This is a genomic window from Methanospirillum hungatei JF-1 (genome assembly GCF_000013445.1).
Classification (GTDB): Archaea; Halobacteriota; Methanomicrobia; order Methanomicrobiales; family Methanospirillaceae; genus Methanospirillum; species Methanospirillum hungatei.
The window spans coordinates 2,258,660-2,283,279 of record NC_007796.1; the positions used below are offsets into that span (position 1 = coordinate 2,258,660).

General features: G+C 43.9%; 26 protein-coding genes. 11 read left to right on the top strand and 15 right to left on the bottom strand.

What is annotated here, in order from left to right:
* Window positions 1-326 precede the first annotated feature (326 nt).
* Window positions 327-1,220 (bottom strand): class I SAM-dependent methyltransferase, encoded by an 894-nt coding sequence (locus MHUN_RS10390; protein WP_239441520.1) that lies wholly within the window; start codon window positions 1,218-1,220, stop codon window positions 327-329.
* A 381-nt stretch (window positions 1,221-1,601) separates the two neighbouring features.
* On the opposite strand from MHUN_RS10390, the gene MHUN_RS10400 reads away from it, so the two are divergent.
* The 4 genes from MHUN_RS10400 (at window position 1,602) to MHUN_RS18335 (ending at window position 4,218) form a co-directional block, all read left to right on the top strand.
* On the top strand, window positions 1,602-1,811 hold the full coding sequence (locus tag MHUN_RS10400) for a TOBE domain-containing protein (RefSeq protein ID WP_011448975.1): 210 nt from the start codon (window positions 1,602-1,604) through the stop codon (window positions 1,809-1,811).
* Window positions 1,812-1,916: 105 nt separating this feature from the next.
* A complete protein-coding gene (locus MHUN_RS10405; RefSeq protein WP_048067991.1) occupies window positions 1,917-2,471 on the top strand; it encodes an FmdE family protein in 555 nt (184 codons plus the stop codon).
* Between the two features lie 38 nt (window positions 2,472-2,509).
* On the top strand, window positions 2,510-3,358 hold the full coding sequence (locus tag MHUN_RS10410) for a Rossmann-like domain-containing protein (RefSeq protein WP_011448977.1): 849 nt from the start codon (window positions 2,510-2,512) through the stop codon (window positions 3,356-3,358).
* 29 nt (window positions 3,359-3,387) lie between these two features.
* Window positions 3,388-4,218, top strand: coding sequence for an HD domain-containing protein (locus MHUN_RS18335; RefSeq protein ID WP_048067445.1), 831 nt, complete (start codon window positions 3,388-3,390; stop codon window positions 4,216-4,218).
* On the opposite strand, the gene MHUN_RS10420 is transcribed toward MHUN_RS18335, so the two are convergent.
* From MHUN_RS10420 to MHUN_RS10440, 5 genes are all read right to left on the bottom strand, one after another.
* Window positions 4,116-4,934: an alpha/beta fold hydrolase gene (locus MHUN_RS10420; RefSeq protein ID WP_048067992.1), complete on the bottom strand. Its 819-nt coding sequence runs from the start codon at window positions 4,932-4,934 to the stop codon at window positions 4,116-4,118. The genes MHUN_RS18335 and MHUN_RS10420 overlap by 103 nt on opposite strands.
* 60 nt (window positions 4,935-4,994) lie before the next feature.
* Entirely contained in the window at window positions 4,995-5,651 is a 657-nt protein-coding gene (locus MHUN_RS10425) for an ATP-binding cassette domain-containing protein (protein WP_011448980.1), read from the bottom strand.
* On the bottom strand, window positions 5,644-6,438 hold the full coding sequence (locus MHUN_RS10430) for an ABC transporter permease (RefSeq protein WP_239441521.1): 795 nt from the start codon (window positions 6,436-6,438) through the stop codon (window positions 5,644-5,646). The genes MHUN_RS10425 and MHUN_RS10430 overlap by 8 nt, the downstream gene beginning before the upstream one ends.
* Window positions 6,439-6,465: 27 nt before the next feature.
* Window positions 6,466-7,272, bottom strand: coding sequence for a molybdate ABC transporter substrate-binding protein (gene modA / locus MHUN_RS10435; RefSeq protein ID WP_011448982.1), 807 nt, complete (start codon window positions 7,270-7,272; stop codon window positions 6,466-6,468).
* A 324-nt stretch (window positions 7,273-7,596) separates the two neighbouring features.
* Window positions 7,597-7,806 carry a TOBE domain-containing protein gene (locus MHUN_RS10440; protein ID WP_011448983.1) on the bottom strand — a complete coding sequence of 70 codons (210 nt, stop codon included), beginning with the start codon at window positions 7,804-7,806 and terminating at the stop codon, window positions 7,597-7,599.
* A gap of 339 nt (window positions 7,807-8,145) precedes the next feature.
* Here MHUN_RS10440 and MHUN_RS10445 point away from each other — a divergent pair, with 339 nt between their 5' ends.
* On the top strand, window positions 8,146-8,712 hold the full coding sequence (locus tag MHUN_RS10445) for a nucleoside-triphosphatase (RefSeq protein WP_011448984.1): 567 nt from the start codon (window positions 8,146-8,148) through the stop codon (window positions 8,710-8,712).
* Between the two features lie 6 nt (window positions 8,713-8,718).
* On the opposite strand, the gene MHUN_RS10450 is transcribed toward MHUN_RS10445, so the two are convergent.
* Both MHUN_RS10450 and MHUN_RS10455 read right to left on the bottom strand, forming a co-directional pair.
* Window positions 8,719-9,558, bottom strand: coding sequence for an XdhC family protein (locus MHUN_RS10450; RefSeq protein ID WP_011448985.1), 840 nt, complete (start codon window positions 9,556-9,558; stop codon window positions 8,719-8,721).
* A gap of 1 nt (window position 9,559) precedes the next feature.
* A complete protein-coding gene (locus MHUN_RS10455; RefSeq protein ID WP_011448986.1) occupies window positions 9,560-10,456 on the bottom strand; it encodes a DUF364 domain-containing protein in 897 nt (298 codons plus the stop codon).
* A 206-nt stretch (window positions 10,457-10,662) separates the two neighbouring features.
* Between MHUN_RS10455 and MHUN_RS17655 the strand changes: the two genes are divergently transcribed.
* The gene (locus MHUN_RS17655; RefSeq protein ID WP_052288882.1) at window positions 10,663-10,845 is read left to right on the top strand and encodes a hypothetical protein; all 183 of its coding nucleotides are present in this window, start codon (window positions 10,663-10,665) and stop codon (window positions 10,843-10,845) included.
* 15 nt (window positions 10,846-10,860) lie between these two features.
* Entirely contained in the window at window positions 10,861-11,163 is a 303-nt protein-coding gene (locus MHUN_RS17660) for a molybdopterin-binding protein (RefSeq protein ID WP_052288883.1), read from the top strand.
* Between the two features lie 43 nt (window positions 11,164-11,206).
* Here the strand turns inward: MHUN_RS17660 and MHUN_RS10465 are convergent, their stop codons facing one another.
* Entirely contained in the window at window positions 11,207-12,058 is an 852-nt protein-coding gene (locus MHUN_RS10465) for a class I SAM-dependent methyltransferase (RefSeq protein WP_011448987.1), read from the bottom strand.
* A 259-nt stretch (window positions 12,059-12,317) separates the two neighbouring features.
* Here MHUN_RS10465 and MHUN_RS10470 point away from each other — a divergent pair, with 259 nt between their 5' ends.
* Window positions 12,318-13,427, top strand: a complete 1,110-nt coding sequence (locus MHUN_RS10470) for a FecCD family ABC transporter permease (RefSeq protein ID WP_011448988.1) — start codon at window positions 12,318-12,320, stop codon at window positions 13,425-13,427.
* The gene (locus MHUN_RS10475; protein ID WP_011448989.1) at window positions 13,418-14,251 is read left to right on the top strand and encodes an ABC transporter ATP-binding protein; all 834 of its coding nucleotides are present in this window, start codon (window positions 13,418-13,420) and stop codon (window positions 14,249-14,251) included. The genes MHUN_RS10470 and MHUN_RS10475 overlap by 10 nt, the downstream gene beginning before the upstream one ends.
* A gap of 22 nt (window positions 14,252-14,273) precedes the next feature.
* Here the strand turns inward: MHUN_RS10475 and fdhD are convergent, their stop codons facing one another.
* The 5 genes from fdhD to fdhF (MHUN_RS10500) all read right to left on the bottom strand — a co-directional run bounded on the left by fdhD (window position 14,274) and on the right by fdhF (MHUN_RS10500) (window position 21,953).
* Window positions 14,274-15,056: a formate dehydrogenase accessory sulfurtransferase FdhD gene (gene fdhD / locus MHUN_RS10480; protein WP_011448990.1), complete on the bottom strand. Its 783-nt coding sequence runs from the start codon at window positions 15,054-15,056 to the stop codon at window positions 14,274-14,276.
* Window positions 15,057-15,142: 86 nt separating this feature from the next.
* The gene (locus MHUN_RS10485) at window positions 15,143-16,387 is read right to left on the bottom strand and encodes a Coenzyme F420 hydrogenase/dehydrogenase, beta subunit C-terminal domain (RefSeq protein WP_011448991.1); all 1,245 of its coding nucleotides are present in this window, start codon (window positions 16,385-16,387) and stop codon (window positions 15,143-15,145) included.
* Between the two features lies 1 nt (window position 16,388).
* Window positions 16,389-18,449 (bottom strand): formate dehydrogenase subunit alpha, encoded by a 2,061-nt coding sequence (gene fdhF, locus MHUN_RS10490; RefSeq protein ID WP_011448992.1) that lies wholly within the window; start codon window positions 18,447-18,449, stop codon window positions 16,389-16,391.
* A gap of 293 nt (window positions 18,450-18,742) precedes the next feature.
* Window positions 18,743-19,894 carry a Coenzyme F420 hydrogenase/dehydrogenase, beta subunit C-terminal domain gene (locus tag MHUN_RS10495; protein WP_011448993.1) on the bottom strand — a complete coding sequence of 384 codons (1,152 nt, stop codon included), beginning with the start codon at window positions 19,892-19,894 and terminating at the stop codon, window positions 18,743-18,745.
* Window position 19,895: 1 nt separating this feature from the next.
* Window positions 19,896-21,953: a formate dehydrogenase subunit alpha gene (gene fdhF, locus MHUN_RS10500; protein WP_011448994.1), complete on the bottom strand. Its 2,058-nt coding sequence runs from the start codon at window positions 21,951-21,953 to the stop codon at window positions 19,896-19,898.
* A 33-nt stretch (window positions 21,954-21,986) separates the two neighbouring features.
* Between fdhF (MHUN_RS10500) and MHUN_RS19035 the strand changes: the two genes are divergently transcribed.
* Complete coding sequence (locus tag MHUN_RS19035; protein WP_158498214.1) at window positions 21,987-22,160, top strand: hypothetical protein; 174 nt, start codon at window positions 21,987-21,989, stop codon at window positions 22,158-22,160.
* A 431-nt stretch (window positions 22,161-22,591) separates the two neighbouring features.
* Window positions 22,592-22,741 carry a hypothetical protein gene (locus MHUN_RS19040; RefSeq protein ID WP_158498215.1) on the top strand — a complete coding sequence of 50 codons (150 nt, stop codon included), beginning with the start codon at window positions 22,592-22,594 and terminating at the stop codon, window positions 22,739-22,741.
* A gap of 212 nt (window positions 22,742-22,953) precedes the next feature.
* Here MHUN_RS19040 and MHUN_RS10505 read toward each other — a convergent pair whose 3' ends face one another.
* Window positions 22,954-24,489: a PAS domain-containing sensor histidine kinase gene (locus MHUN_RS10505; RefSeq protein ID WP_011448995.1), complete on the bottom strand. Its 1,536-nt coding sequence runs from the start codon at window positions 24,487-24,489 to the stop codon at window positions 22,954-22,956.
* Between the last annotated feature and the right edge of the window lie 131 nt (window positions 24,490-24,620).

The following is a 24,620-nucleotide window of genomic DNA, read 5'->3' on the forward strand; positions in this document are numbered from 1 at the left end:
AATTATTGCCTACAGTCTGCATAGTTGTAAAAGAAAGTGGTGGTTAGAGAACATAGCCTGATTATTATTGAGGTTACCCGGTAGTCAAAATAACATGATCGGATTGTAAATCATACCGGTCAGAGTATGCTTGAATTTCTCTATGGTTTATTCTTCATTGTGCTGGAAGTACTAACCACCATATATTAATCTGAATTGAAAGTTAATATAATTATTTAATGCCTGCTCATGATTCATTATCCTCATAATTTTGTATAATATCCAGAGAAATTTCCAATTTTCGTGCTTTGAGAGTCATATTCAGACCTTCCATTCCATGAAATTAATCATACAATCCCATTCTCCAAAGCTGACCAGATCATCATTGCCTTGTATATTTCCGACTGTGTGTGGTACATTCCATTTATCGAAGAGTTTCTATAGTATTCCCTGATTTTTTCTTTGTTTTCTTCGGTGAGAACCTGACGAAGTGATAAAAAGTCAATAGCCTTTTGAGCCGCTTCTTCCGGGTTCTGGTCTCGACCTTCCGATTTATGAGTAATCTTCACAATCGGATGAAATCCAAGTGTATACAGATACATGAACGGATACAGAAACCCGGACGCAAAAATGTTATCCCGGGGGATAGTATCCAGAATCCGGGTATAGATTTCACAGGGAATTTTTGCCGGATCCTTCCGGATAAAGTTGCTGTAATAACAGAATCTCCTTGAACAGGCCACCATCCGGTCAAAGGTCTCTACATCCTTGATTCCCGGAGTAAATGATGCAATAACCAGATCAAACGAGTTACGAAACCCCAATGTATCAATATCTGCAGTCCACCAGGAACATTCAACCGGAGTGATCGAAAGATTATCTCGGACCGCAACCTCTTTCAGTCTGTCAAGCATGCCTGATGAAATATCAAGTGACGTGACATCTGCTCCCGCTTGTGCCAGGGGAATAGATAAAGTTCCCGGACCACATCCAATATCGAGAATTCGTGAACCAACAGGGTTGAATCCCGCTTCCTCTAAGAGATTAAAGAAATCGGAATTCTTTTTCCTCTGTCTTTCTTCCTCTACATCTTTTCCAAAACTTTCTGCACGTTTATTCCAACTGGCTGCCTGCTCTTCATCCGACGTATAGTACCCTTCATCAAGGGAGGAACTCCAGCAGTTAATCCAGTTATGTATCGTTTCATTCAGAACCATGAGTACCTCAGGATGAGAATGCATCAGTACAGGAAGGTTACCTGTGCTGTTGTATAAATGATTTGATTGTTTCCGGATTTTGTCAATTATTTTTTATTGATGAGAATTGTTCACAAAAATATCTTCAGTACTTTGTTCATTCATCGCATTTTCCTTCATTTTTCTCCATTACTCATGATTTTTTATACCAGATCGCTCACTGATGATCATCCATAGTGCAGGATATCATTCAATAATTGCGTATGGGCTATTTTATCACTGTAACTACTATTCTCTCCTTTTTCGGATTGATGAGATGCTTTTTCAGGTTATGTACTTTAAATTAATTATAGGTGCCATTAAACAATTTTATGTATATGAATCACCAATACTCATAAGTTACTATAGATTAAACCTGGAGATAACATGAGAATCAGTGCACGAAATTCAATCAAAGGGACTATAAAATCCATTACGAAAGGCCCGGTTAATTCTGAAGTTGTTCTTGATATTGGGAATGGCGTTCTTATAACCTCGGTAATTACCACCCACGCAGTAGAGAAACTCGGACTGAAAGAGGGGAAAATGGCATGGGCATTGGTCAAATCTTCAGAAGTAATGATTGCCGTTGATTAACGAAAGAAGGATGTTAGAAAGAGCTGAAAAGTAAAATAACCGGCATTCGTAGGAAATTCACCTTTTCCAATGAAACTGGTGAACAATTCAATTTTTTTGAGATTTATGAGTGACTTTGAGACATTACTCGAAAAAGCAAAAGCATTCCATGGTGATGCCTGTCCGGGGATCCTGATGGGCACCCGGATGACCATGGCCGGTATGCGTGAGCTGGGTATGAACCCTATGGAAAAGAACCGTGATCTTATCGTCTATGTGGAGATTGACCGGTGTGCAACTGATGCAATTCAGGCTATTACTGGTGTGACACTTGGACACCGAACGCTGAAATTCCGCGATTATGGTAAATTTGCAGCAACCTTTGTGGATAGCAGATCAGGAAAGGCAGTGCGAGTCACAGCAATCCCCAAAAAAGGAGAAAAGGAGCAAGATTTTCGGGCTATTGCACAGAACCTGGCTGTCGTTCCGGAATCAGAACTCTTTACTATCCAGAAAGTCACGGTAACTATTCCGGATGAAGATCTGCCAGGACAACCAACCCATAAGGAGTTTTGTTCAACATGCGGAGAACAGATCCTTGATAACAGGGAAATGAACACCAATGGTATTATCCAATGTAAAAACTGTGCATTCGGGTCATATTACATTGCTATTGAATGAATATTCAATTTAAAACGGGCAGAAAGGAATAAAAATCCATGAACCCGACAACAGAAAAACAAGATGCCATCCTTTCCGATACGATTGATATCCTGAAAACGAGGATACCTGTTCCTTTTTCAGAGATACGACTTGATTCGGTTGTTGTGGGAGTATTTTTTACCGGTGTTAAACTCAGCTCCGGATATGGAGGGATCTGTTTCACCCCGGTTGACCTCATTCCTGAAGCAGTCTGTTGTTCAACCGCTGCAAGTGCAATGCCATATTGTGGAAAGATGCAGGGAGTATCGGTTGAGGATATGCTGACCCACATGTCATCACCGGCACCCCTGGTCAGAGCAGTTATCATTAGCGTTGTGAATGCCCTGTCTGCATGGTTTTTTGACATCTGTCCTGAAGGTACCTATGCAATTGAACATGACAAGGATGCATTTGACCTGCTTGATACTATTGATCCGGCGACTCCTGTAGTGGTTGTCGGGGCACTATGGCCGGTTATTCACCGGTTAAAGCTCAGGGGGGCCCAATACCGGTTATTTGAACTGAATAAGGGCGCTCTCCGGGAAGAGGAACTACCATTTTTTGTACCGCCAGAGGAACAGAATGTAGTGTTGTCACGAGCAGGGTGTGTGGTATTGACCGGAGCAACCCTTGTAACCGGAACACTGGAAAACCTCCTTGCACGAATCCCTCAGGGTATTCCGGTTATCATCGGAGGGCCAACCGTGAGTATGATTCCTGATGCCTTCTTCTCCAGGGGAGTTACTGCCATCGGTGGAGATATCGTAACGAGACCAGATGAAATCCTCTCTACCGTCATGCAGGGAGGTTCCGGATACCACTTCTTTGGGAAAGCAGCGGACAAGATCCTGATCCATAACGTATGATGAGTTCCATGGAATAACGAATGAACACGATGAGTCAGGATCAAAAGTACGAGCCGCTTATCATTTACCCGCAGTATTATGATCGTATATGCCAGGCAGAGAGATATGCATCATCTCTTCTACCCTTTATTCCCCGGGGTCTGCCGGTATTTCAGTCGCATGGGCTCTGTCATTCTGAAACACTTATCAGGTATATTCACCAGGTGCTTGGAACATTGCCAATTTCTCTTAACCATGAGGAGATATTTCTCCTATTCCTGGCTGCATGGTTTCATGATATCGGTTATCTTCATCCCCTCTCCATCCATGACCGGAGCAGGCATGCAGAGTTCTCATCTCTGATAATCAGGACTGATCCTTTTCTCTCAGAACTGCTCACAGGAAGAGAACGTAATCATCTGGCATTCCTGATTGAATGTCATGACAGCAGGGTGGATTTTACTTCGAGAAGGATCACATCCCCTCTCCGGATGCATCTCATCACAGCTCTCTTCCGTCTGATTGACGCTCTTGATCTTGGGACTGACCGGTGTCCGCCAGAAGTCTTCTCCCTGATTGAGGATGGGCTTGATGAACACAGCAGACGACACTGGAAAGCCCATCAGAACGTTCAATCATGCTTTTTCAGGTATCCGGCACTGACCATTATGGTGTATGTTCCAGAAGATCCCTTTTTCAGATTGAGAATTGTTCCCCACCTGGAAGATGATTGTTCATCCTGCAGCCCGGTATTCTTAAAAAGCGGACTCGAACCCTGTTACCTGGCAATAGAGACCAGTGATGGGAAAATGCCGGAGATCTCACCATGGAGAACAGAAAAGAAAATATTTCTCGCCACAGTCTCTTCCCATGGGCAATGACCACAATCAGGGATAACAATACTTGTAAACCGTGGAAGAATACGGGTTAATGGTTCAATTACCCCCTGAACCGGATGGGGATCATAATCACCATGAATCGCGGTCACCGGGCAGGAGATCTGCTGAAAGCACGAAAGAAGCTCCCCAGTCTGTCGCATTTTTGCCGCTTCAGCCCATACCTGTGAGAATATTTCTGGATCACAGGAGAAGGCACCGATTTCATCTTTGTTTTCCTGAATAGGACAAAATGAATCAACTTTTTGAATCAAACTTCCGAAGGTTTTCAATAACCGATCCCTATCCGGACATGCTGAGTCCTGTATCTGCACCATGAGTTCGTGCATTGTTTCCTGTTCGTCCGGAGTGAGACGCTCCATCCGGTTCTTCCATACTACAGCATATTGTTCTTCTAATGGACCTGCAGAGATGAGAATGAGATGGTACACAAGTTCGGGATACCTGCCTGCCACCATTCCTGAAAGCCAGGCACCCCATGAATAACCAACCAGGATGACCGGGATTTCTGCAGATGTACGGAGGGTCTTTGCGAGTTCCTCGATCTGATCATGGATTGTCAGTCCGGTCTGGAATGGTTCGATAATCGGGAAATAATCTGCCAGATATCGGGCGACCGGACCCATTTCTCCCGGTGCACCTGGACCTCCGTGTATGAGAGCGATCCTCTTTGGATCTGGACCATAGGATCTGTATTTCATTTCCTGTCCAAATCTCTGGTTCATGTAAAATTTTAGAATATTTGAATCCTGATATCCTTCTTAAGATTTTTCATCTATTATCCGCCCTCGTTCAATCTCAAGAATCTTTTTGGCAATTCCGGAAATCTCAGTATCATGATGAGATACAAGAAGACAGGGAATTTTCCATTCCTGAACATACCGGCTGATACATTCCTTAACTACCTCCCTGGTTTCCCGGTCAAGGCCGGTGAATGGTTCATCCATCAGGAGCAGGGCCGGACGGGTAACAAAGGCACGGGCCAGGGCCACCCGCTGTTTTTCACCACCAGAAAGGTCTCGGGCAGGCAGATCCCCCATATGAGAGATATTCAGGATATTCAGCCATTTTTTCACATCCACCTCCTTCTCATCCCGGCCATGAGAAAGCGAGTAAAGCCCATACTCCACGTTTTTTTTTACGGTCATATGGGGAAAGACCATTGGATTTTGTAGAATATACCCGATTTTCCTCTTCTGGATAGGAATTTCCTTCTGGGAGGAGACATCACATACCACCATATCACCAATCCTGATATAGCCCTCATCAGGATTGAGCAGGCCTGCAATCATTCGCAGAATCGTGCTCTTTCCTGATCCATTGTCTCCTTTTAGGACGGTTATCTCCCCTTCCAATGCAGTAAGAAAGACATCAAGCTCAAAATCACGAAGTTGTCGTTTCACTCGGCATTCAAGCATTTTTATCTTCTCCTGAGAGGATTCGGACCAATAACATTACAAAAAGGGAAATACCAACCAGAAGTAGTGATATCGTGACGGCCGCGTTCATATCCTTCTGCATGGCAGTATATATCGCAAGAGGCATAGTCTGTGTCACTCCCGGAAGGTTTCCCGCAAACATGATGGTTGCCCCAAATTCACCTAGAGCACGGGCAAATGCCATGATTGCCCCGGATATCAAGCCAAAACTACAGAGAGGAAGAGTTATGGTGCAAAAGACCCGAAACGGTCCGGCTCCCAGGGTTCGTGCAACATCTTCATATCCTTTTTCAAGTTGAGTAAAAAGTGATCTCGCCTGCCGGATGTAGAGAGGGGATGCAACAAAGAACTGGGACATAACCACAGCAAGGGTGGTGAACGGGATCGTAAAACTGAACACAGCCAGATATTTTCCGAGAAGACCCATCCTACCCCAAAGCAGGAGAAGGGCTAGACCAGCAACGGCAGGAGGCAGAACCAGCGGAAGATCGATGAACGTATCAACGATCTTTTTACCCGGATAGGGATATCTGCTCTGGATAAATGCCACGGGTGTTCCGATTATGACAAGCACGATGGTGGTAATAACCGTAGTGAAGAGGGAGAGTGTGAGTGACTGGATGACAAAGGGTTCAGTCAGCGTAAGAAGGATCTCTTCAGGGGTGGTTTTGAGGAAGAGGGCGAGCAGGGGAAGGGCAAGATAGAGAAAAAGGAGGATAAGTCCTATGAATGCAGCAAGATAGAAAAAACCGGGTCGATTTTTCATTCTCTGCAGGTGAAACATCATTAAAAATTAGGGAGCTGGAGAAAATCCATAGGACGCTAAAATCTTTTGTCCTTCCTCACCGAGCATGAAGTTCTCAAATGCTTCTGCTCCGGCTCTGTTCGGGGCGAGGTTCATGGTTGCAATGCTGTAGTACTGGAGTTCATTGAAATTTTCCGGAATCGTGACCATGTTCAAATCCTCTTCCGAGGCTTTGTATGAGGATTCATAGATAAATCCTGCGTCAACTTCACCAAGTTTTACCTTCTCAACGACACCAGGCTCAGTGGTCTCATACGTGGCAGTGTTTGCAAAGACTGCATCTTTCCATTCAGATCCATATGCCGAGTCATTTGCAATCTTGTCAATAACCTTGCGGGTATTGATTCCAACAGGAACTTCTTCGGTGCCCATAGCAATCAGCATACCAGGCTTTGCAAGGTCTGCAAGAGTGGTAATCTCTGCAGGATTGTCTTTCGGAGTTACGATGGTTATCCAGTTAGTACAAAGATCGGTAACTGTATCATTGACAAAGTAGCCACTTTGGGTAAGCTCCTTGGTGTATTTTGCACTTGCAGAGATGAAAACGTCAGGGAGAGCCCCATTCTCAACCTGGGTTTTGAGGGCCTGGGTTCCATCAAGGTTAAAGGTAACCGTTGTTCCCGGGTTTGCTTCTTCAAATACCGGTTTGATCTCCTCTGATGCTCCGGTCAGGGATGCAGCCACAAACACCGTTACGTCTCCGATCTCATCTGCAGAAACAGCTGTAGAGAGAAGGAGAAGACAAAAAACTCCGAGGATTGCAAGAATCCGGGAGAACTTGTAAATTCTTTCCATTATTATAAATTGAGCTTAATGCTATTTTAAAGGAACGATATAAGTAATCAATTGTAATTAACTCTATTCGGTGTGAACACTATCTCATATATACAATTGATAAGTCACACTCCTCAAATTTCTAAAACTAATAAATTCAGGAACGAGATAGCATGTATTACCGAAATGGGTCATTATGAATCTATCTGTATGAATCTTTGGGTCGGAGGGTGATAAACAAATCCTCGATTACCTGGTATTATGTAAAAAAGAGACTGATATTATAAGATAACTTCAATCGAATTTTAGAAAAGTATTGTGCTAAGGAAAAGTTTGGTAGTTAGATTAATCCACAGCAATCATTACTTCACTAGATTTGACGACAGCATATGCCTCTTTACCTTCTTTGAGGCCAAGATTCTCAGTTGCATGTGCAGTAATGACTGAAGTAATCTGAACCCCATTTCCGATATCCAGAACAATCTCTGCCATTATCGGACCCTTGGTAATCGATTTTATGGTTCCTTTTATACAATTTCTTGCACTAATTTTCATTTTTTTCACTCCTTTACCAACCATATCATCATGGCGTACGTTTAATATGATTCAATAATTGATAACTCCTTTTATAAGTTGTTCAATTTAACTTATTAAAATACTGGAGAATAGGATTGATTCTCTAAGAAATGGCTTTTTTTCATCAATTGGGACCTGATGGTCAATATTTCTGCAACCGGACAATACCGATGACTGGTTTTTCCAGATCATGATCAGTTAATTCGTAAAATCCATCAACTTTACATCCTACCTGAAAACACAGATTAAAAATCTCCTGATTCCTATATCGATATGGATTATCTGGAATGAAAATTGTGAGAAGGAGTCTATAAGATCATGGTCAATTCAATGTCTGACTGGAAACCACCACGATTTATCATCACCGGTGAACAAGGGGAAGGAAAGACAACACTTCTCCTGAAGATTCTTGCAGAACTCACAAGTCAAGGAATCAGAATGCATGGTATCGCGGCTCCGGGATATTTCAACGAAGGTATCAGATCAGGTTTTGATGTTCTGAATGTACATTCCGGGAGAACTGTAGAACTCTGCTCGGCAATTCCAACGGTAAACTCTATACAATATGGCAGGTATTACTTTCGGTCAGAAGGCCTTGCCTTTGGGAAGGAGATATTAAGTCAGGTACCACTCCCAGGTCAGGTGGATCTCCTTGTCATTGATGAGGTTGGAAGGTTCGAAATTGCGGGGAAGGTATGGGGAGAGAGTATTGATCATATCATGCAAGCACCCCGCACACCGATGATCTGGACGGTCAGGAGATCCTTTGTTGATGCGGTCACAAAGCGATGGCCGGTCCAGAGACAGAGAATCATTGAAGTCGGGTCTGAAAACTACGATGATTTCATTCATGATGTGATAAATGAGATCCGGCAATCGGTCTGATACATTTCACCGGTGAGGTATACTTTTGTCTGCTGACCAGTCTACACGCATATGTTCAGGGACTCCTCCTCTCATAACAAGGAATACCTCGGAAATTACCGATAAAGCAATCTCCTGGGGGAGGTTTTTTCCGATGCGAAGACCGATGGGGCAGTACACACGGTCATCGATGATTCCACCACGGCCCTGTATGTTTCGAATCAACACTTCAGCCTTTTTCACACTTCCTATCATTCCAATATACGGCAGTTCTTTGATTTTGAGAAGTTGTTCAAGGACGGTTTCATCATGTTCATGGCCATAGGTCATGATTACACAATAACTTGTCCCCGTAAGATGAATATGTGAAAATATATCGGTAAAAGGTTGACATATGAGAGATCTTGCTCCAGGAAACCGCTCTGGATCTGCAAACTCCCTCCGGTCATCATATACCCGGTATGGAACATTCAGAACTTCACATAATTTCCCAAGGGCAAGCCCGACATGACCACCACCAAAAATTACCAGTTCTGATTCCGGAATGAGAGGCTCTATAAAAACGGTGAGAGAGCCTCCACAAACTCCGAGTTCAGCATCTTCGTCGGATGTATTCCAATCCTCCCCATCTCCTTTCGAGACAAATTTCCGGGTAATGCAGGCCCCGGTCTTCATTGCCTCCCTGGCAAGGTGAATACATTGTAATTCTACTCCTCCGCCCCCCACCGATCCTGCAGTTTCACCATTCTGGTTGATGACCATATTGGATCCGGTTTTCCGGGGAGTAGACCCTGCAGAATCAATAATTGTTATCAAGGCACAGGAAATCCCCTCATTATACCATCTTGTTATGTTGTTTAGCCACATCCTATTCACCAGTTTCGTTGATACTGTCACATAGTGAGAGTAACTTCATTTTAAAGGCAGAAATGTCCTTTACCATGTTCACCCGTTCAAGTGCTCCAGGAGGGGAATACGCAATACTGCCTCCCCCAAGTTCTGCATAACGGGCCATGAGTTCCATGTTCTGTACAAGAGTAACCCCGATAAGATCCAGTCCACATGCAAAGAGTGCCGGACTTGGAGGGACAGTCGGTCCCATCATGATCCTGATCTTCGCATGTGGTGTCCGCCGAATCACTGCTGCGAGGGTCTCATTCACAACAGTCAGACCGCTCATCAGTACTACCTGTGCCCTGCTCAGTACTTCATCGGCATCATTCCAATGGATATCACCTGGCCGGGGAAAGAGTTCAACAATATCTACCGGCCATCCCATTTCGCGCCATTCTGCTCCCTCCTTGAAATATCCTACAAAGCAGGTGGGAACGCGAGCTGCTGCATCCCGCACCATATCAATGGCGTTCCCAGGTATTATCGGACAAGGATCCGGAAGGAGCGACTTTAAACATGCCATTCCTACTGCTCGCCGGAGCGTCTCCGTACTGGAGAGAAGTTCTAACGCTGACTCTTTTCCGGGTTTTTGTAGCCAGTCTCCCATCCACGAGTCCATACCTGCAGGATCGGTCAGGCCAGGCATTCCACGAAAGATTGTGGATAATGACCATTTCCCGGCTTTAACCAGAACCCAGTTTGTATAAATGCGGATGTCTTCGATTACCGGGTCCGGATCTGCGGCCCTGGCAATCTCCCGGATGAGCTGATCATAGTGAGGAATTTCCATTTTAATACTGCTTAGTTTTACTTCGATGTAAATTAATTTGAGTATTGAACCAACAGAGAGATTCGCAAAAGATCTGTTCATTCATGAAAAGGGGTATATCCAAATGATCCATTCAGCGAATCTCTGTCAAATATCAGGAATGTCGATAATTATCCATCATCCCTCGGGAGGATTGTATATGCACCGGAGAATTAGTCATTATTGCCAGTCCAATCGAACCATGGAAGCATATTTCAAGAAATGATGACGATTTCAAGAAGAGTGAGCAGATATACCCTGAAGGATGGATGATTCGGACACAGGACATTCCGATTCTGGCATCGCTGGGGAAGATCCATATTAAGGTCAGGAAAAAACCGCTCATAGGCATTATCTCCAGCGGAAAAGAACTGGTCCCGGCAGAAACAATACTAAAACCAGGGGAGGTCAGAGAGGTAAATTCTCATCTCGTCGCAGCCTTTTGCAGATGACAGGGAGCAGTTTGAATGAAATATGGTATTCTTCGTGATAATCCCAAGGAACTAGTTAGTCTTTTGAAAGACGCATCAGACGAATGTGATGCCATCATAGTACGTGGTGGAAGTAACCGGGATCAGAATGATATCACCGCTCAGGTCATCCGTTCCCTAGGAAAAGTGTACCGAGAAGGGATCTCTTTTGCCCCGGATAAACGGACAACAATTGGAAAGATCAGGACAGTCCTGGTAATTGGGCTGCCCGGTCACCTTCCTGCCACATTCATGATGTTAACGCTCGTGATTGTTCACCAGATTCAGGTCATGAAATGAGCACTATGTCAGCGGTTTTATAGAAAAGAAGAGTGGGTGGATTTCATTGGTCATTTACATTCCACCAGATCTTTGCCCGGTGCGTCATCTCACGAAGGACGACCTTTCCATTCTCCCGAATGAGTTTTTTACCCAGGTAGTCGCGAAGGATATCTTCCTGTTCCGAAGTTGTGAGGTGTAGCCCCTCTTTTTGATCAGCGACTGCTTCCTCAATACTTGAATATCGGTGAATACTCTCCTCTTTGCTGATATCAATATTGGCATAAATTCCCATTTGGTGAAGAAGATTGTAGATGATGTTAGGCTTATTCCCTGAAGGCCGGGGAATCCCATATAATTTCTCCCAGATTTCTCCATAATTTCTCTGCCAGGGAGAGAGCATATCTGCAAACCAGAAAATATAGACATATCGGGATGAGGCAGCCACCATTTTCAGGATTCCTTCCCGGAGATCCGGAAAACCCAGCGAGTATGACGCAACAACAACATCATATGGTGGATTTAAATCTTGTTTGACGTCCACCTCTTCCCATTTTTTCGGGACAATATCCACGTTGGTAATAGCTGCAAGAGCAATATTTTCACGAAGACAGGAAAGCATCCCCTCTGAAGGCTCAACAGCTGTGACATGTGCAACAATGGATGCAAGAGGGATAACCAGAGTTCCAGGTCCGGCACCGACATCAAGAATCCGATAACTCTCATCTATGTCCATTGCAGAGACCCGTGCCCTGGATCCTGCCCAGTTATCTTCTTTCATGACATCGTTAAACCGTTTGCATCGATCAGGATCTGACCATCGTCTCCCACAACTGATAAAACCCTTCTTTTTTCCCTCCTCACCTTCAGGTTTCTTCCAGGCCTCATTCCAATCAATTGTATTAACATCAATCATGAGTTAATATTTTCATGCGAATTATAAAAAATATTCAGTTTTTTTCTGGAAAAAAATAATGTGATCTCATTCTCATCGTAGAACCCTTTACAAAGATGCCATGAAACGAGCACCATTTTACCAGAATGGGGAGATATTTAAGTTTCATATAGGTTGTTAATTTTATTAATTGAACTAGGTGCTTCAAATAACAATCTTTTTAACACTTGTAAACATATCATTCTTAACAAGCAGGCAATCTTGTCATGTAAGGTTTACTATGAATTCATCAGAGCATGTAACTCTTAATACCCTATCTCTTCCACCCCATGACATCAACATCCCTCCGGCACAATATAACCTTCAGGCTATTAAAGCATCCTTGCACATTACAACACCTATCAGGATTTTATTATTCCTCCTTCCTTTCGGGGTGATCTTCTGGTCATTATTTATCGGGAGATACGAAGTAGAACCACTTACTGTAGTAAAAATGCTTATTTCTCAGGTCATTCCTATCGAGCAAACATGGACCAATGCAGATGAAACCATCCTCTTTCAGGTTCGTCTCCCTCGTGTTATTGCAGCAGTCATTGTCGGGGCAGCTCTCTCCATGGCAGGAGCAACATACCAGGGATTGTTTAAAAATCCTCTCGTTTCTCCAGATATTCTCGGTGTCTCTTCCGGGGCAGGATTTGGAGCAGCACTTGCAATTCTCTTCTCAACCGCAGCATGGATGATTCAGGTTTCAGCTTTTATTGGAGGAATACTCGCAGTTTTAGCATCGTATTTTCTTTCACGGTTATATAAAAACGGGCAAATACTTGTGCTGGTTCTTTCAGGTGTTATTGTATCAGCATTTTTTGGAGCACTACTTTCAATCACCAAATATGTTGCAGATCCGTACGAGAAACTTCCAACCATCATATTCTGGCTCATGGGAAGTCTTTCATCAGTCAGATACTATGATATCCTTACAATACTCCCGGCGATCATATTTGGAGGAAGTGTTCTTATCCTCATCAGGTGGAGAATTAACCTCCTTTCATTAAGCCAGGATGAAGCAAAAACCCTTGGCATTGATATAAAGAAAATCACCCGTGTCATCATCATCTGTGCAACACTATTAACCGCTGCATCGGTATGCATTAGTGGTATCATCGGATGGGTGGGCCTTGTTGTTCCTCATCTTGGAAGAATGATAACCGGTCCGGACTATAAAAAACTCCTGCCACTTACAATTGTAATGGGTGCATCATACCTTCTCATCATGGATGACTTGTCCAGAACAATCATTGCAACGGAGATCCCTCTTGGAATTCTGACCGCATTACTTGGTGCTCCCTTCTTCGCGTACTTGCTCTGGCGGAGGAAGACCGGATGGGTATAACGTACTCAGCTCATGATCTTCAGTTCAGCTGGGATGGAAAACGGGATGTATTCAGGGACATCTCCTTCTCTCTTCAATCTGGTGAGATTTTTTGCATTATTGGTCCGAATGGAACCGGTAAATCCACTCTTATGAAATGCATGATTGATATTCTGGAATATCAGAATGGAGTAGCCATGATTGATGGGACTGATATCAGAAAAATTGACCGGAAAACTCTTGCAAAAAAAATCGCATATGTTCCCCAGGGCTATCAGGTTGCATTTCCCTATTCAGTTCTTGAATATGTTCTGATGGGTCGGGCCCCATATATTTCTGCCTTTTCTTCTCCGGATGAGAATGATCTGAATATTGCTCTTCGTGCAATCCAGGAAGCAGGAATAATGCATCTCATGCATAAATCAGTAAATGAAGTCAGTGGTGGAGAGCATCAGATGGCGTTAATTGCCCGGGCGCTAGCTCAGGAACCTGAACTCTTACTCCTTGATGAACCAACATCACATCTTGATTTTGGAAACCAGATGCAGGTTCTCTATCTTGTTGAGCGACTCAAAGAAAAGGGAATTACCATTGTCATGACATCACATTTTCCAGACCATGCATTTATGGTATCGGATCTTGTCGGGATCATGAAAAACGGATCATTTGTCACTATCGGACCTGCTGAAAAGGTAATCACCAATATGACCTTAAAAGAGACCTATATGGTTGATATTCACGTTGAATTCGTTGAAATTGCCGGAAGAAAAGTATGTATTCCCATAAAGAACATTCCAGGATGTAAATGCCCAGTACACCCAATATCATCCTTCCAGCAGAATTAATCGACCATCCTGGAAATAATGTTCATGAGAATAATATCCGCTGATATCCCGTATATATCGTCATATTGGGCGGCCTGACAAACCCGGCCAGAGTCATGTTTACTATCTTTGCAAACTCTATTCCTCCGGCGAATGCCGCATTATTCGATATCATCACTGGAATTCCTGCACGGTATGCTTTTGCAACCATATCAACCGGGAGTCTTCCTGAACAGACCAGGTAACACCGGGAGAGATCCGCCCCTTTTAAAATAGCCAATCCGACCGCTTTGTCCACCGTTGTGTGCCTGCCCATATCTTCAACTCCACTGACAACGGTTCCCTCCTCATCGATAATAAGGCTGCAATGCATACCGCCGGTCCGTTTCCAGATAACTGAGTATTCATTGACTTTATCCATGGAATCCAGGATGGTCTTTGCACTCAGAGTAAAACCGTCAGGAAGAGGGTTTTGCATCCCTCCGGGGAGCAGATCACGACAAGATCCCCCAGAACTGTTTTTAGAGAATTTACCGGATGGCACAGAACCAGTCCCGGTTCTCACGGAGATATTCGGAAGACTGATTGTAATCTCCTGAATCTCTTCACTGGAACAGATATAACCTTCACAAATAAGATATCCAATGGCAAAGGCTTCAAGGTCAAGCGGGGTTATCGAGAGATCACCAATGATGCCGCCATTCAGAGTGAAGATTATCCTTGACTCAGTACATACCTCGACGGTAGTTTCCCAAATTTCAGTTCCATGAGCTTTGATTACCTGATATTCTTTTGTTATTTTTTGGGTCGCGTCATTTTGTGTCATTTCTGTCACCCGGGTAGGAAAAGAGAGGGAAAGAAAATTTCAGGCCTCTGTGAAATACTGGAACTAATAGGAAAAAAAGGTTCGGATTATTCATCCGTAAAGATATTGGTGTATATTGAATCGGTGCCAGTTGCATCGAGACGTGCACGTTCTGCCTTTTCCTCAACAAAGGCATGAATTGGAGGCGTCATATCCTGGCCCGGGATATGGCCAAACATCTTCTCTATCTCAACCTGTTGAGAGTGCATGAAAAGGGCATTCGGGATTTCCATTGGACAAAGTTCCTCACACTGACCACAATTGATACAGGAGTCTGAAACATGTGCAAACCTTATCAGGTGGAACATGAAGCTGGTTGGCAGAACACCGGGAGCAATGTACCAGGGCTTCTTGGTAGAACACTCGATACAATAGCAGATTGGACATGCTTCAACACAGGCATAACATTTGATGCATTTTGAAGACTCCGACATCATGAGTTTCAGACGGTCCTTGCCTTTACCCATGCCCTCAAAGTCACGGTGTCTCCACTCATCACCAAGGTTGAACATTGCCTTCTCGACTTTCGCTCGGATATCAATACCCTTTGGATCAGCAGGAGAGATCTCAAGAGCACCCTTTGACTGAGCACTGTTTACAAGGTTTGCACCCTTCTCTGAACAGATCTCAAGGAATGTTGCCTTACCTGCCTTATCTCCGATGACTCCCCAATTTCCTGCTGCAATATCTGCCTGACGGGGGATTTTCATCTTACAGCGTCGGCAGTTGGAACGCCGACCATATCCTTCCTCTTCAAGCTCATCGATCTTTATGCCCTTGTGTCCACCTTCATACTCTATGATGAACTGACCCTTGTCAATCTCTTCCTTATGAACCGTGTCAGGGTCAACACCAAACTTGTTTGAAATCATCTTTCGTGCTGTAACAGGACTTACGGAACCTCCACAGTTGACACCGATCATGATGATGTTATCAAGGTTTATCTGGTTCCGCTTTGCCAGCTCATAGAATGCCATAGCATCACAGCCCTTACAGGTGACTGCGAGCTTCATATCCTTTGCACCGTTCAGATATTTCTTGATCAGTTTAGGGATAAGGAGTGTGCCACAATGCAATGACCCGGCGGTCTGGATGATGTCTTCAGGATTGGTAATGACGGTCGGTACTGCATCATACAGATCTTTGCCCTTCTTGATGGCAACTACAGCATCGACCATTTTAGTTTCAAGGGCATGTTTTAAAAGTGCTGTGACTGCTCCACCACACTCTCCTTTCTTCTGGATTTCTGCGTCCTTTGCCCAAGCATAGAGCATATCACCTTTAGCTGCCATTTTAGTTCCCTCCAACCTTTTCAATTGATATGGCACAATGCTTGAGCTCCGGCATCTTGGACATTGGATCAAGAACGGTATTGGTCAGGTTGTTGACACCATCAGCAAAATGCATGGTCATGTACACAACACCTGGAGCGACTTCATCGGTGACACGTGCGAGTGTTGTGGTCTCTCCACGGCGGCTTTTCAGCTTGATGTACTCATTGTTCTTAATACCAAGACGACGTGCATCCTCAATATTGATCTGGGCATATGATTCAGGAACCTCGCGGTGCAGGTCTGCAGCACGATCCGTCTGGGTTCTGGAATGATAGTGGAAGATAAGCCGTCCGGTCATGAGGGTGAACGGATACTCAGCGTCAGCAACTTCTGCTGGCGGCCGGTAATCAATTCCAAAGAGATTACCCTTGCCGTCTGCAGTAGCAAACTTTTCCCGATGCAGAATTGGGGTTCCCGGGTGCTCCTCTGTTGGACATGGCCAGCAGATCCCTTCAGGCCTCTCAAGTTTTTCGTAGGTTGCTCCGAACATGGACGGAGTTACCGCCCGCATGTCATCCCATACATCCTTTGCAGTCGGAAGTTCAAAACCTTTAAAGCCCATCTTTGCAGCGAGTTCAGAGATGATGTGAATATCTTCTTTTGCCTGACCTGGTGGATTGACTGCTTTTCTGACCCGGTTAATACGGCGTTCTCCACTGGTGAAGGTTCCGTCTTTCTCTGCAAAACAGGCTCCTGGAAGTATGACATCTGCATATTGACAGGTTTCCGTGAAAAATATATCTTGTACAACGAGGAAGTCAAGCTTTTCCAACTGTGCTTTAACATGGTTAGAACTTGGATAGGTTACAACGGGGTTCAGACCGAGGATATACATTCCCTTGATCTCATCGCCGCACTGGTTGATCTGTTCTGTGAGGGTTGCTCCGTACCAGTCCGGGAGATTAGTCACACTCCATGCCTTCTCCATCTTCGCACGGTTTTCTGCAACTTCACATTTCTGGTAACCAGAGTAGACATTCGGGTATGCACCCATGTCACATGCTCCCTGCACATTGTTCTGACCACGAAGTGGGTTGACTCCTACTCCCTCACGACCAACGTTTCCAGTCAGAAGAGCAAGATTACCCATGGATCTAACATTATCAGTACCTGTGGTAAGTTCAGTGATTCCAAGACAGTAGATGATAACTGCATTCTTTGCCTTTGCATATCTGAATGCTATATCTTTTACAACATCAAGGGGAACCCCATGGATTGCTTCTGCATCGGCGTAGTTCTCAACCGTCTTCTTGAGATCTTCAAACCCGTTGACACGATCTTGAATGAATTTTTTATCTTCAAGGCCCTCTTTGATGATCCAGTACATCATAGAGTTTGCAAGGGCGATATGGGTTGATGGATTAAACCGCACATATGTGTCGGCCAAACGGGCAGTCATCGTGTACCGTGGGTCAACGGCAATAATCTGTATGCCTTTCTTCTTCGCCTGTGCAATCCGACGACCTGCCAGGGGATGTGCTTCGACTGCATTTGATCCCCAGATGAGAATTAAATCGGCGTTCAGTGCATCTTCAAAACCATTTGTTGCTGCACCAGAACCAAAGGAGAGTGAAAGACCTGCAACAGATGGTCCGTGACAGATCCGGGCACAATTGTCAACGTTGTTTGTCTTGAATCCAACACGTGCGAACTTCTGGAATATATAGCAATCTTCATTGACGGTTCTACAGGAGGTCTGGAATCCAAGTCCTTTTGGGCCATGTTTGTCGTAGATGACCTTAAGGTTCTTTGCAACGAGATCTAGTGCCTCATCCCAGGATGCCTCAATAAACTTTCCGTCCTTTTTAATCAAGGGAGTGGTCAGACGGTCAGGGCTGTGTATGTGTTCCCAGCAGGTAACTCCCTTTGGACAAAGTTTTCCTTCATTGATGGGAGATCTCTGGTTTGGCTCAACACCAACGACCTTACCATTACTAACAACCAGGTTTAATGTACAACCAACACCACAGTAGGGACAAGTGGTTGCCACATATTTCATTATTTCTGAATTTTCACTCATATTTCACCCGAGTTTGACTGGTGAAAGATACCGTAATTACAGGTACGAAGCCTTCGCTCTTCAAATCATTCTTGCGTTTTGTAACCAGGCACACAGGAATGGACAACCCGAATATGTCCATGGGTGTAATCGCACACCCCCTGATCACAATGCAGAGAAGTATTACTCCACATACTCATATAAAGATGGCGAATTAATCCGGAATTTTGGTTTTTAGTGGTGGGAACTATTCAGGGAATGATTTATTACCCAAATGAGATGGTGAAAAAAAGAGTATAAAAAAATGAGAAAGGTTAGTTTTTGTATGGAGCAGCGCCGAGTTTCGGAACGTAGGCATTATCCCCTTCAACCCTGATGGCATGTGAGATAAGAGCCAGGGGGATCTCAACCGGACAGAGTTCTTCGCATTGACCACAATTTACACAACTGTCAGAGATGGATGCAAACCGGCGAAGATGGAACATTGGGTCTGATGGGATATACCCTGGTCTGACCATATATGATTCAGGCCTTCCCACGAATGGTGTGGAGATACAAACCGGACACTTTTCAATACAGGAGTAGCACTTGATACACCGTGATGTCTCCTTTTTAATGAAGTCCCAGAGATTGTCACGAAGTGCAGTAAACTCCTTCTTACGCCATTTCTCACCAAGTTTAAGCATGGCTCCCTCTGTCTTGCCTCTGATCTCGATTCCCTTTGGTTCAGCAGCACAGGTATCCAGTTTCTTAGCTGATACTGCCTTTGAAACGATATCAGCACCTTTGTCACTACAAATCTCAATAAAGGTTGCCTTCCCAGCCTTATCTCCGATCACTCCCCAATTTCCACAGGCAAGGTCTGCCTGACGGGGGATTTTGTACTTACATCGCCGACAGTTGGAACGACGTCCATAACCCTCTTCTTCAAGTTCATCGATTTTGATGCCCTTGTGTCCGCCTTCATACTCGATGATGAACTGACCCTTATCGATCTCTTCTTTAGTAACCTTGTCTGGATCAACACCAAACTTTTCCTTGATCATCTTCCGGGCCTGAATTGGATTTACAGAACCTCCACAGTTTACACCGATGGTAAGGACATTGTTCATGTTGATCTCGTTCCTCTTACCTAGTTCAATCATGCTCATGAGGTCGCAACCTTTGACTACGACACCCACTTTCATGTTCTTTGCTCCGTCCAGGTATTTCTGGATAAAGGTGGACATGAGCAGGGTACCACAGTGTAATGACCCAGCTGTCTGGTCAAGATCCTTTGCATCGGTTATGGCAACGGGAACGGCATCATACAGATCAAATCCCTTCTTTACTGCGACAACAACATCAACGATCTTGTTTTCTAGTGCATATTTTAAAAGGGTCGTTACTGCACCACCACACTCTGCCTTTTTAGCAATACCACTGTCAGTTGTCCAGGCATAAATCATGTCGCCTGTTGCTGCCATATTAGTTCCCCCCTATCTTTTCAACTTTCACAGCACAGTGCTTGAGTTCCGGCATCTTGGACATCGGATCAAGAACAGTGTTCGTCAGGTTGTTGACACCTTCATTAAAGTGCATGGTCATGTACAGGACACCAGGTCCGATCTCATCGGTTACATGGGCGATGGTCTCGGTTTTTCCACGTCTGCTGGTGATCAGGATCTTCTCATGCTGTCCGATACCGAGGCGTCTTGCATCTTCGTTGTTGATCTGGACATATGATGCAGGCACTTCGTAATGAAGAGCGGCACTCCTGTCGGTCTGTGTCCTGGAGTGGTAATGGAATATGAGCCGGCCTGTCATCATGGTGAACGGATACTCAGCATCTGCAACCTCTGCTGGTGGGCGATATTCAATACCAAAGAGGTTACCCTTTCCATCTGCACAAGCGAATTTTTCACAATGGAGGATCGGGGTTCCACAGTGCTCGAGAGTTGGACAAGGCCAGACAATAGACTCAGGTTTTTCAAGTTTTTCGTATGTTGCACCAAACATGCTTGGGGTACAGTTCCGCATATCATCCCAGACGTCTTTTGCAGTCGGGAGATCAAAACCCTTTAGACCCATCTTCTTTGCAAGTTCTGATATAATCCAGATATCTTCTTTTGCTTTGCCTGGTGGGTTGGTTGCTTTTCTGACACGGTTAATACGGCGCTCACCGCTGGTGAAAGTACCATCCTTCTCGGCGAAACAAGCCCCTGGTAGGATAACATCTGCATATTGACAGGTTTCTGTAAAGAAAATATCCTGGACAACGAGAAAGTCGAGTTTTTCAAGTTGTCTTTTCACGTGGTTGGAATCAGGATAAGTGACAACCGGATTTAAACCAAGGATATACATCGTCTTGATCTCATCCCCACAGATGTTAATCTGCTCAGTAAGGGTCTGTCCATACCAGTCCGGAAGACCTGTCACGCCCCATGCCTTCTCCATTTTTGCACGGTTTTCAGCAATTTCGCACTTCTGATATCCAGAATACACATTTGGATATGCACCCATATCACAAGCACCCTGTACATTGTTCTGCCCACGAAGGGGATTTACACCAGTTCCAGGACGGCCGACATTTCCGGTGAGCAGGGCAAGGTTACCCATAGACCTGACATTGTCAGTACCGGTGGTCAGTTCGGTGACTCCAAGACAGTAAATGATAACTGCACTCTTTGCTGATGCATACTTATATGCCAGTTCTTTTACGGTTTCAAGTGGGACGCCATGGATGTCTTCAGCATCTGCATATTTTTCAACCGTCGCCTTGAGTTCTTCAAACCCGTTCACACGTTCTTCGATGAATTTCTTGTCATGTTTGTCTGCTTTGATGATCCAGTACATCATCGAGTTTGCCAGAGCAATGTGTGTTGACGGATTAAACTGAATCCACTTATCTGCAATCTTGGCTGTGGTTGAGAGACGGGGGTCAACTGCATAGATAGGGATCCCTTTCAATTTTGCTTGGACAAGACGCCGCCCGGCAAGGGGGTGTGCTTCAAGAGCATTCGATCCCCATACAAGGATAAAATCAGAATTTAGAGCATCTTCAAAGCCATTCGTTGCTGCACCAGATCCAAATGATAGGGAAAGGCCTGCTACTGATGGCCCATGGCAGATACGTGCACAGTTATCAACATTGTTTGTTTTAAAACCGACACGGGCGAATTTTTGAAAGATATAACAGTCTTCATTTACTGTTCTGCAGGATGTCTGAAATCCAAATGCTTTAGGTCCGTATTTGTCGGATGTTTCTTTCAATTTCTTTGCGACAAGGTCAAGAGCTTCATCCCACGACGCCTCGACAAATTTCCCATCTTTTTTTATGAGAGGTGTCGTTAGCCGGTCAGGGCTGTGGATATGTTCCCAGCATGTCAGACCCTTTGGACAGAGTTTCCCGTCATTAATAGGGCTTCGCTTATATGGTTCTACGCCGACGACCTTTTCATTCTTAACAACAAGGTTCAGAGTACACCCGACACCACAATAGGGGCAGGTGGTTTGTACATACTTAACTAGATTGCTTTCGCTCATTCTTTCACCCGAGTTCTCAGGGTAAAACAAGCCATGAGGACTGGTTTCCTTCCAGTCCCTGAGAAGAACGTTCAATACCGGGAAACCACACTAACCCTGTATCGATCAGAAAATCTCATCCAATTTGGCTGTTTTAACCGGTTTGGCGAATTAATTGTGCTCTCATCCGGTGATGAGATGACACTGGCAATTCTCACGCAAAGATAATCAGTATCATATCATGTATGTTCTGATTATCTCATTTTCGAAGGTTCGAATCATGGTAACGTGATTCATATACTGTGAGGCATAACGAATCTGCCTGAATACCTGTCCCTTCAGGTATGAATGCATACTGATTCATGCGTGTACACAGTATAGTTCATCTGTTCCTGATATCAAAGCATAAATCTTACGAATTGAAATTTTGAATTCTACCTAAGAAAACGGGGCATATATTTCGCGATATTCTGAAAATTCGCCGATTTTCATTTTTATGATAATTGTATCATAAGATTACTTATTTTGTGGCATTTCTGTCACATAAATGAAATTCAATTAATTTCTAAATTTCTTAACGGAGTATAGTAATCAGAGAACCTGTCTTTTCAGGCGCGATTGAAATAAGACCAGGTACAAATGAATGAAAAGGATATCATATGATATTATGGACCCTGAAAGATGGAAAGGTGTTGGTGACCATCTGGTCTATTGTGTGTGGTTTTACCCTTTCCCGGTTAACCCTGAGAGATCCCGTATCTGACAAGGTCCATCCTCATTCTACCTCATCATATATGCGGTATTCATGAGTACTAGTTCGTTGTTTTTTGTCAGATATAATATTCTGATATTTGGCGTCCTGATACCTAAATTTAATATATAAAGAGAGATCGAACGAATTTTATCATCGAATTTAGTATAATTGTTACATTCTGTGTTTTTTTATATCCCAGGTAATTCCCAATATCAGTCCGCTGAATCTTGAGAGATTATCGAAAAAGTCTGGATATACGTTCAGGGATCAGATCATTTTCTTCAACCTGATCTCTACTTCTGTTCCTTTCCCCAGGCCCTCACTTCGAATATATATTTCTCCCCCAATAGCCATGATTAATCGTTTTGTCACAGAAAGGCCCAGACCTGATGATGAACGGTCATGACGGGAGGGATCGGCTTTAAAAAAAGGTTCAAAAATCCTGGATAAATCCTTTTCTGTCAGACCCACTCCATTATCCTGAACACAAATCCTGACCATCTGTCCAAGGTCTTCGGTATATATTCTGATGGTGCCCCCTGCATATGAGTATTTCAGGGCATTTGTAATGACATTATCAAAGATGGATATTACATGGGGTAAAGAAGAGTTAATGCAAATCGTATCAGGGATATCTGTCAGAATGGAAATATCTTTTTTATTTGCGGCGATAGAATGGACATTGAGCAAATTATCGATTAATTTTTTGAGATTTATTTCGGATTCATCTTCAACCCGGTATGGTGATCCTAGGTCATTGAAATGAAGAAGTGTCTGTATAATTGATGCAATCCGAGTGGCATTTTTCTCTAGAATTTGAATTATTTCAGTTCTTTTCTGTGTATCATCCTCGTTTTCAAGTAAGGGGAGTAGAGCGATAAGAGGAGTAAGGGGAGTTCTCAGATCATGAGCGATAGCGGTAATGAGGAGATTTTTCATCTCCAATAAATTTGCGATTTCCGCAGTCCGTTCTTCGACTAGTCTTTCAAGGACCTCGTTCTGATTGATACTCTTATTTAGCTGGCAGATCAATGATTTTTGTTCGGTAATATCCAATCCAATAAATCCGATAAATGTCCTGTCATCTTCAGAGATGGGGAAGAAAACTGCAGATAAAATTCTCTCTCCCTCTTTGAGATCTATCCGGCACTCCTGAACCGAGGGCTGTCCTTTTTCTATAACTTCCCGAAGAATCTTTGAACATTCTGTCTCCCAATCTGATTTAAATAACTCATGAATTCTCCTTCCATTTTTTTCTTTATCCGGATTGCCATTCTTTTTTGAGAATGATCGGTTCGAAAAGACGATGAACCCATGTTCATCAAGAAGTGCTGCAAATATTGGAGAAGAATTCGAAATATTCTTGAATAACCGCGTCATCAGAGATAATCCCCGTTCAGTTTTCTTTCGGTTGGTAATATCTCGAGCGGTAATCAGAATACCCTGAATCGCCGGATTATCAATGCAATTTACTCCTACCCCTTCCAGGAGAACATATGAACCATCACGTTTTAGTGTTCTGAATTCTGCAGTTTCGATCACGGAAATATTGTTTATAAGTCTGTCCAACCTGGATTTTACAACCGGGAAATCATCGGGATGGACAACCTTGCCTGCAGGCCCAATGACCTCTTCTGTAAGAAAACCCGTTAAAGAAGAATGATTCGGACTTATATAGGTCACTTCATACTTGGGGGAGACGATCATAAAGATGTCTGAAGATTGGGTGACAATCATCCTGAATAACTCCTCCCTGTTTTTCAGATCCCCAATTAAAGACTTATATTCGGTAATATCCTGCATTGATCCAACGATTCCTGCAATATTACCAGCATGATCATAAAAGATACTTTTTGAGACGATGATATGATGAGTTTTTCCAGATTTATCGGTGAGTTTTGAGGCTGTTGCACAAACACAAAAAAAGCTTAATA